The sequence below is a fragment of the Bradyrhizobium sp. MI1.7 genome (genome assembly GCF_055811795.1).
In genome coordinates this window covers 29,747-38,724 of record NZ_JBVVPO010000006.1, presented here as the reverse complement: position 1 = coordinate 38,724, position 8,978 = coordinate 29,747, and the positions used below count along the sequence as shown (strand labels likewise).

Below are 8,978 nucleotides of genomic sequence, written 5' to 3'. Positions count from 1 at the left end.
CATCGGCATTGGCGCCGATCCACAACCGGGTGGGAGAATGTCGTGAGGTCGTCCGGCATCAGAACTGGCCGGGCGGCAGCTTGAAGATGTCGGGGCTCTTGGCGTCGGCCACGTAGAACAGCAGCAGGCTGGTCGGGGTCAGCACACGCTGGTTGTTCTCCTTGTTCTCGAACGTGCCCTGCAGAAGCAGGATCACCGAGCGATCCTTGGCGTCGCTGCCACGGAACATCACGATGCCGCCGGCGACGGGCATGTTCATCGCGATCGAATCGGGCTTGAAGCCTTCGCCCATGAAATGGGCGCGCAGGATGTTGGCGTTGGAGAACAGCTTCTCCGGCGTCATCGCCGTGTCGGTCCCTTTCGACCAGACCGCGCCGATCTGGATCAGCGACTTGGACTTGTAGCCGAACACATAAGAGAGCTCGGCAGTCCCGCCGTTCGGCAGCAGCTCGGGAACGGAGAGCAGCAGGCTGTGCGTCAGCTCGGACGCGTTGTCCTGCGCCCTGATCGCGTCGGGCTTGGCGCTGAAGTCCTTGGTCATCGCCGCGCGCACGTCGGATTCGTTCATGCCGAATTTGGCGGAGCGGAAGCCGTCGATCGCCTTGGCCGTCTTGTCGTCCGCACCGGCGGTCGGCGTCTCGGTCGCAGCAGCGACCGGCGCACCGGCGGCGGCAGCCGGCGGCGCACCGGCAGCGGCGGCTCTGGGTGCCGGCGCAGCCTTCTGCTTCGGCACTACTCCCTGAGCCGCGAGCGGCCCGGCTGCAACTGAGGTCAGCAGGCCCACGAGGGCCGGAAGAAGATAGATTTTGCGCATCGACAACCTTCGAAACAAACCTGAAACAACGCTTCAAAAAATCAGCCGCTCAGAAATCGACTTCTCCGAACCGTCGTCTCAACGAGACGGAAAATGTTGCAACGCCACAATGCGTTGCAGATCGTCACGGAGCAGACAAAGCTCGAAACAGCGACTCTTTGGCGGGGTAGGAATACGGTATCGGACTGCCGAATGCTGCGAATGAACATTCATAAGCGCATTTTTTCATCAATTGTGGACACCGCCCTTTCGCGTTAAGCATCCGGTTGGGACAGACCATCGTGCAAAGAATTCCATGACCGAACGGCCTTCCGCGTTCGCGCTCGATCGCCGCGGCTTCATTCGCCTCGCAGGCACAACCGCTGCAGGCTGGATTGCGCTCGGCGCAACGTCAGATCGCATGCGGATCGTTGCCTCGCTGACGGGATTGCCGCTCGACGACGAACTGACCAGACGGAGCATGACCGACAGCCCGACCTCCCGCCTGGGTGGTCTCATCGTCGGCTTGAGACAGCGAGGCTGGGTCGAGGGCGTCAACTTCCGCCTCGAACTTCGTTCGACCTTCGGCGGACCGGACAAGCTCAAGACCGCGGTCCAGGAGTTGCTCGAGCTCAAGCCGGACGTGATCCTGACCGGCTCGACCATCGAAACCGCCGCAGTCTTTGCCGCCACCAAAACCATCCCGATCGTTTTCGCGACCGCCAACGATCCGGTCGGCAACGGCTTCGTCGAAAGCCTCGCGCATCCCGGCGGCAACGTCACCGGCTTCACCAACAGCACCGCCGAAATGGGCGGCAAATGGCTTCAGCTCATCCGCGAGGCGGTGCCGGATCTCGCGCGCGTCGGCGTCCTCTTCAACCCGACGACCACGCCTCGCGCCGGGCGCTTCTTCCTCGACTCGATCGAGCGGGAGGCCGCGACCTCAGGGGTGTCCGTGACCCCCGCGCCCGTCAACGCGCCAACGGACATCGACGAAACCATCAGGCGCTTTTCCGAACCGCCCAAGGCGGCGCTGGTTGCGCTGGTCGACAGCTTCCTCGTGGTCCACCGTCAGGCGGTCGTGGCGGCGGCGGCCAAGCATCGCGTCCCCACGATCTATCCGTTCCATTATTTCATGGATGCGGGCGGACTGATGAGCTACGGGCCGACGCTGGAGGTGCGCTCGGCCGATTACGTCGATCTCATCCTGCGCGGCACCAAGGCCGGGGATCTTCCGGTGCAATCGCCGCGGAAATACGAACTCCTGATCAACCGCACGGTCGCCCGCTCGCTCGGATTGAACATTCCCTTCACGCTGCTGGCGCGCGCCGACGAGATCCGCGAGTGAACGAGGCGATCGACCAGGGACATTTGCGGACGCCCCCGGGCCGGTTGTTCCGAAAATATCTCTACTCGATCGTCGCCCTCGCCTTTGCCGCGCTCGCCATCAACACCGGCTTCGACGTCTGGTTCTCCTATCGCGAGCAGAAGCAGCTTCTCGCGGCGACCCAGCGCGAGCAGGCAGCAAGCGCGGCCATCCAGATCGGCCAGTTCATCGGCCAGATCGAAAGCCAGATCAGATGGCTCTCGCGGCTGCCTCCGGAGCTGTCGAGCAACGAAGACGACCGCCTGAACGCCATCCGGCTCCTGCGCCTCTCGCCGGCGATCGCGGAAATTGCCGAGCTCGATTCGCAGGGCCGCGAGCAGGTGCGCGTGTCGCGCCGCGTCGCGGACAGGGTCGGCAGCAAGGCCGATCTCTCGGCCTCGCCGGCCTTCCGCGGTGCCAATGAAAGCCGGGCCTATTACGGGCCAGTGTACTTCCTCGGCGACACCGAGCCGTTCATGACGCTCGCCACGCGCGGGACCGGGCGGAATCCCAATGTGATCGTGGCCGACGTCAATCTGCGCTTCATCTGGGACCTCGTCGCCGGGATCAGGGTCGGCAACACCGGCAAGGCCTATGTGGTCGACCGCATGGGAGTCCTGATCGCGCATCCCGATCTGTGGCCGGCGCTGCAACGGACCGATCTCTCCGGGCATGCCGACGTGCGCGCCGCACTCGACGGCGTGGGGCCGCCTTCGGGCGGCCTGGTCAAGGGGGATCTGTCAGGCCAGCGCGTGCTCTCGACCTATGCGACGGTCCCCTCGCTCGGCTGGCTGGTGTTCGTCGAGCTTCCGCTCAGCGAGGCCTACGCTCCGATCTATGCATCGATCGGACGCGCGACGTTTCTCCTGGTCGTCCTGCTCGCCTGCGCGATCCTGGTGTCCCTCTGGCTGAGCCGGCGCATGACCGTGCCGATCCAGATCCTGACGCAGGGCGCGCGGCGGATCGGCAGCGGCGATCTCGGCCTGCGGCTCGCGATCAAGACCGGCGACGAGCTGGAAGCGCTCGGCGACCAGTTCAACCGGATGGCCGCTCACTTGCGCGACTCCTATGCGACGCTCGAGCGCAAGGTCGTCGAGCGGACCGCCGAACTCGAAAAGACCCGCGATCAGGCCCTGGCCGAGCATGACGCGGCCGAGCGCGCGCGCAGGGCCGCCGTGCTGGCCAACGAGACCAAGTCGCGCTTCCTCGCCGTCGTCAGCCACGAACTGCGCACGCCGCTGAACGGCGTCATGGGCGTGCTGCAGCTGCTCGACGACGGCAGCCTCGGCGAGGCCCAGCGCCGCCACCTCGCGACCGCGGAGGCATCGGGCGAAACGCTGATCGCGCTGGTCGATGCCATCCTGGAATATGCCCGCCTCGAGGCCAGCACCGAAACGCTGGAGACGCGCGACTTCCGCCTTCACCAGCTGATCGAGACCGCCGCGGAGCTGATGTGTCCGCAAGCCTTCGGCAAGGGCCTGACCTTCGACCTCGCCTGCGATGCGACGGTCGACACATCGGTGCACGGCGATCCGGTCAGGCTCAACCGCATCCTGCTCAATCTGATCGGCAATGCCATCAAGTTCACCCCGCACGGCGGAATTGCGCTCGCGGCGGCCGCCGAGCAACGCGACGATCATGTCCTGCTGCGCATCACCGTTCGCGATACCGGCATCGGCATTGCGCCCGACATGCACGAGCGCATCTTCGACGATTTCGTCCAGGCCGACGACAGCATCGCGCGGCGGTTCGGCGGCACCGGCCTCGGACTCGCGATCGCGCGCCGGCTCACGCGCCTGATGCGCGGCGAGCTGACGGTGGAGAGCACGCCGGGCGCGGGCAGCACGTTCACGCTTCAGGTGCCGCTCGGCCGCGCCGCAAGCGGCGTGGCGCAAGGCGCGGTCCCGCCGCCGTCGCGGCAGCTCCGCGTGCTGCTGGTCGACGACGATCCCGTCAATTGCGAGGTCGGCGAAGCCATTCTGAACCGGCTCGGCCATCGCGCGACGATCGCGAGAGACGGCGCTTCGGCCATTGCGCTCGCCCGCGATCAGGCGTTCGACATCATCCTGATGGACCTGCACATGCCCGACATGGACGGCGTCGAGGCGGCGTCGCGGATCGGCAAGCTCAATCTGCCGCGGATGCCGCGCATCATCGCCGTGACCGCCGACGTCTCCTCCAGCGCCCGCGAGCGGCTCGCAGGTGCCGGCATCGCCAAGGTCGTCAGCAAGCCGATCCTGATCAACGCGCTGCGCGAGGCGATCGAGGACGCCCCGGATGAGCCGGCCGCCGCGCAACTCGCTGCAGGCGCATTGATCGACCGGCATTTCCTCGACGACCAGCGCGAGCTGCTCGGCCCCGCGCAAATCGAAAAGCTCCATCATTTGCTGGGGGAGACCAGCGGCAAGCTGATCGCAGAAATCGCCAAAGCCGCCGCGGCCGGCGATCACGCGCAGTTGGCGCGGCTCACGCACCAGCTCGGCAGCGCCGCCGGCGCGCTCGGCCTCGTCCGCCTGTTCGAGCGCAGCCGCGAGATCGAGCTGGCGGCGCCCTCGATGTCGCCACCCGAATGCCAAAGCGCCGCGCGCGATCTCGCCGCACTTCGTGAGGCGTCGATGAGCGCGCTCGACGATCTGCTTCGGCCCGCCGAGCAGCGGTCGGTTACTGCACGCCCGCCTCCTCCTCGCGCGCAAACCGCTCCACCAGAAAATCGATGAACAGCCGCACCTTCACCGACAGATGCCGCGTCGGCGGATAGACCGCGTACAGCGCGAGCGGCGGTGCAGAATAGTCGTCCAGCACCGTACGCAGCTCGCCTCTCCTTAAAGCGTCCGCCGCGATGAACTCCGGCAGCAGCGCCAGCCCCCTGCCCTTGATCGCGACGTCGCGCAGCACTTCGGCATTGTTGACGCAGAGCGACCAGGCCGGCTGGATCCAGTGATCGCCGTCGCTGCCTGTGAGCTTCCACTGGTTGCCGGTGAGCAGGAAGCCATAGGTCAGCGAAGCGTGCTCACGCAGATCCTGCGGATGCTTTGGCGTGCCGTGACGCGCGAGATAATCCGGCGAGGCGCAGATCATGCGCGCCACCGGCATGATTTTTCGTGCGATCAAACTCGAAGATTCCAATTCCGCGATCCGCAACGTCACGTCAAAGCCGTCCTGCACGGGATCGAGCAGATCGTCGCTGAGCACGATCTGGAGCTGAAGCTCGCCATAGCGCGCCATGAAATCGGCCAGCACCGGTCCAAGCCGCATGGTGCCGAACGACATCGGCGCGTTGACCCGCAGCAATCCCCGCGGCGCCGACTGGGCCTGCGCCACCGCCTGGTCGGCGGCCTCGATCTCCGAGAGGATCACGACCGCGCGCTCGAAGTAGCGCTGGCCGTTCTCGGTCGGGCTGGCGTGGCGGGTGGTCCGGTTCAGGAGCTGGACGCCGAGGCTCTCTTCGAGGTCGGCGATGTATTTGCTGATCGCCGAGCGCGACAGCCGCAGCTGCCGGCCGGCTTCCGCAAAACTGCCGCTTTCGACCACCTTCACGAAGGCCCGGAGGCTGGCGACCTTATCCAAGGGCCGGCCCCGGCGATTGTTTCCAAATCGTAGACATAGACGTCATATTTGCATGGATTGTCTCCAATCCAAAGCGGAACGATATTTCCACCCAGAGCAAGACCGCTCCCCGACTTCTGGAGGACGACAATGTCTGGACTGCACCACGTCACCGCGATCGCCGGCGATCCCATCCGCAATTTCGGCTTCTACACCCGGGATCTCGGCCTGCGCTTCGTCAAGAAGACGGTCAATTTCGACGATCCCGGCACTTACCACTTCTATTACGGCGACGAGACCGGCCGCCCCGGCACGATCCTAACCTTCTTCCCCTGGGCCGGCGTGCCGGCCGGCCGCCGCGGCGTCGGCGAGACCCATCAGACCGCCTTCCGCGTGCCGCAGCGCTCGCTCGGCTACTGGACGCAGCGCTTCACCGAGAAGGGCATCGCCTACGAGGCGCTGGAGAAGCGTTTTGGCGAGTCCGTCCTGCCGTTCACCGACCCTGACGGCATGGCGCTCGCGCTTGTGGGTGTCCCCGGTGCCGAGGACGAGCCCGGCTGGAGCAATGGCGACGTCCCGGCCGAGCACGCGATCCGCGGCTTCCATGGCGTGACCTTGCTGCTCGACAGCGCGGCGAAGACGGCTTCCGTGCTCACCGACGTGTTCGGCTTCAAGGAGACCGGACGCGAGGGCTCGGTGATCCGCTTCAAGGCGCCGGGCGATGCCGAAGGTAGCGTCGTCGACATCTACGAGGCCAAGGGCTTCTTGCGCGGACATCAGGGCGGCGGCTCCGTCCATCACATCGCCTTCCGCGCGGCCGATGACGCCGAGCAGGGCCGGATGGCGCAAAAGCTCGTGAGCAATCACGGCCTGCATCCGACCGAGCAGAGGGACCGCAACTACTTCCGCTCGATCTACTTCCGCGAACCAGGCGGGGTGCTGTTCGAAATCGCGACCGATATCCCCGGCTTCGCCGTCGATGAGCCCGTAGCAACCCTGGGACGTGATCTGAAGCTGCCGAGTTTCCTCGAAGCGCAGCGCAAGCAGATCGAAAATGTTCTGCCGAGCCTGGAAGAAAGCGCGTCATGACCGAGAGCACATTCATCCATCGTTTCGAGCCCGCGACCAACGCGGGCTCCCCTCCGCTGCTGCTGCTGCACGGCACCGGCGGTGATGAGAACGACCTGCTCGGGCTCGGCAAGATGATCTCGCCCGGCTCCGCGCTGCTCTCGCCGCGTGGCCGCGTGCTCGAGCACGGCATGCCGCGCTTCTTCCGCCGTCTCGCCGAGGGCGTGTTCGACGAGGACGACGTGCGCCGGCGCGCGCTGGAGCTCGGCGACTTCATCGCGGATGCGCGGAAGCAATACGGCATCGCCGCGCCTGTTGCGGTCGGCTTCTCCAACGGCGCCAACATCGCAGCCGCGCTGTTGCTGCTGAAGCCGGACGTCCTGGCCGGCGCGATCCTGCTGCGTGCCATGGTGCCGCTGTCGGATCCGCCGAAGGCGGAGCTTGGCGGCAAGCCGATTCTGCTGCTGTCCGGGCAGGCTGATCCGATCGTGCCAGCGAGCAATTCGGCAAAGCTTGCGGCGCTGTTGTCGGAAGCCGGCGCGCGTGTCGACCACAAGGTCCTGCCGGCAGGCCATCAATTGTCGCAGGCCGACGTGACGCTGGCCCGCAACTGGATCGGCAGCGTCGACGCCAAAGCGGCATGAACCAACGAGCGGCGCATCGTTTCACGAACGGTGTGCCGCCAATTCGCCTTGCGAACCGTCAGGCAGATTTTCGAAGCGGTTGATTCTTCGGTTGCGGTCTCGCCGCGCGGCCAATGGCGGCGATCGCCTCCATCTCGTCGACGAGGCCGGACCGATCGATATCGACTTTCATGGCCTCGCCGAGCAGACGGGCTGCCATCCTGAATTGCGGCTCCGCAATCAATCGGTTCACCGCCGCTGCAATTTCCGCTTCGGAGGCGGTTGGAGGCAATTGAAGCCCTGCCCCCTTCGCTTCGACGCGCGCGGCATTGGCAGCCTGGTCCCGACCCATCGGCAGGATGAGCAGCGGCAGTCCGTTGATGAGTGAACGCGTGGTCGTTCCGTGACCGCCTTGCGAGATCACCACGGAAACATCCTTCATGACGAGGTCATGGGGAGCGCCCCGGACCAAATGCACATTGTTCGGAGCCCTGAGATCGGCGACGTCGACATTGGGACCGGCTGTTGCAAGGGCATCGATCTCGACCGCCTCCATCGCTGTGATAATGCGCTGAAACAGTTCGCGCTGACCTTGCGCACCCGTGCTGCATGCGATCAGCCCGCGAGGACGACCCGACTGAGCCGACCATGGCGCTCGCCACGCCTCCATCTGCGAAGACTTGGACCAATTCGGTACATCGAGCAGCGGTCCGACGTAGCGAAAATTGTCGGGCAGCGAGTCAGCGTGAAAGTCGAACGCTCGACTGGTCGCGAGCAAAAGCCGGTTGGCCCGATCGAACAGATCGTAGACATCTGCCAGAAGCGGAAGACCCAGATCAGCACGCGCGCGGTTGAGACTTGGCAGAAACAGATTGAGTGTTTCGGCCAGCCTGGCATTGGCGGCGTCGACTTCGGCGCGCTCTTCCGGCGTTTTCGGTTGGCTCAACCCGCTGACAGCCGGCGGCATTCCCGGCAGGGGCCGAATGCTGACATGAGGGGACAGCAGAGCGAAAGGCACGCCTGACGCCTCCGCCCCGAGCGCAGCACCAAACAGCACGTCAAGCACGAGAACGGCATCCGTCGGCATACGGCCGATCTCATCCCGGACATCGGCCGCATAGAGCGCGGCAGGATCAAAGACGGCCTGGCGTAGAAAGTCTTTCACATCCGAGACGTCCACCGGATCCGCAGCCTTTCCGGTCGGGGCGCGGCGCCATGCTACAAATGCAAAGCCGGAGGCCTCGACTTCAGCGCGCATCGCCGGATCCGCCATCACCCGGATATGATGTCCATTCCGGTGCAGCCTCCGCGCCGCAGTCAGCAGCGGGCTCAAATTCCCGAGGGTTCCCCACGACGCCAGCAGAAAATTATAAGACATCGTAGAACCCTTTCGTCACGGTTGCGAATGCGCTGTCGCAAGCCATCCTGCGCAACCCAATGCAGGCTTCCGGACGGACGCGGGGGGGGGGGGGGGGGGGGGGGGGGGGCCCCCCACAAGAAGGGGGGGGGGGGGGGGGGGGGGGAGAAAAAAAACGGGGGGTTTGTGTGAGTATTAGTTATTTTTTTGGAGATTGTTTGTTGA

7 protein-coding genes are annotated in these 8,978 nt (G+C 65.4%); 4 read left to right on the top strand and 3 right to left on the bottom strand.

Features of this window, described 5'->3' with window-relative positions:
* Positions 1 to 58: 58 nt before the first annotated feature.
* On the bottom strand, positions 59 to 814 hold the full coding sequence (locus AC0L3X_RS08755) for a hypothetical protein (protein ID WP_063986535.1): 756 nt from the start codon (positions 812 to 814) through the stop codon (positions 59 to 61).
* 295 nt (positions 815 to 1,109) lie between these two features.
* Here AC0L3X_RS08755 and AC0L3X_RS08750 point away from each other — a divergent pair, with 295 nt between their 5' ends.
* Complete coding sequence (locus tag AC0L3X_RS08750; protein WP_063984444.1) at positions 1,110 to 2,141, top strand: ABC transporter substrate-binding protein; 1,032 nt, start codon at positions 1,110 to 1,112, stop codon at positions 2,139 to 2,141.
* The gene (locus AC0L3X_RS08745; protein WP_063984445.1) at positions 2,138 to 4,876 is read left to right on the top strand and encodes a hybrid sensor histidine kinase/response regulator; all 2,739 of its coding nucleotides are present in this window, start codon (positions 2,138 to 2,140) and stop codon (positions 4,874 to 4,876) included. Before AC0L3X_RS08750 ends, AC0L3X_RS08745 begins: the two co-directional genes overlap by 4 nt.
* Here AC0L3X_RS08745 and AC0L3X_RS08740 read toward each other — a convergent pair.
* A complete protein-coding gene (locus AC0L3X_RS08740; protein WP_063984446.1) occupies positions 4,821 to 5,726 on the bottom strand; it encodes a LysR family transcriptional regulator in 906 nt (301 codons plus the stop codon). The genes AC0L3X_RS08745 and AC0L3X_RS08740 overlap by 56 nt on opposite strands.
* A 129-nt stretch (positions 5,727 to 5,855) precedes the next feature.
* Between AC0L3X_RS08740 and AC0L3X_RS08735 the strand changes: the two genes are divergently transcribed.
* Both AC0L3X_RS08735 and AC0L3X_RS08730 read left to right on the top strand, forming a co-directional pair.
* On the top strand, positions 5,856 to 6,794 hold the full coding sequence (locus tag AC0L3X_RS08735) for a ring-cleaving dioxygenase (RefSeq protein WP_063984447.1): 939 nt from the start codon (positions 5,856 to 5,858) through the stop codon (positions 6,792 to 6,794).
* Complete coding sequence (locus AC0L3X_RS08730) at positions 6,791 to 7,417, top strand: alpha/beta hydrolase (RefSeq protein WP_063984448.1); 627 nt, start codon at positions 6,791 to 6,793, stop codon at positions 7,415 to 7,417. The genes AC0L3X_RS08735 and AC0L3X_RS08730 overlap by 4 nt, the downstream gene beginning before the upstream one ends.
* Positions 7,418 to 7,475: 58 nt before the next feature.
* On the opposite strand, the gene AC0L3X_RS08725 is transcribed toward AC0L3X_RS08730, so the two are convergent.
* Positions 7,476 to 8,774: a glycosyltransferase gene (locus tag AC0L3X_RS08725; protein WP_063984449.1), complete on the bottom strand. Its 1,299-nt coding sequence runs from the start codon at positions 8,772 to 8,774 to the stop codon at positions 7,476 to 7,478.
* Positions 8,775 to 8,978 lie beyond the last annotated feature (204 nt).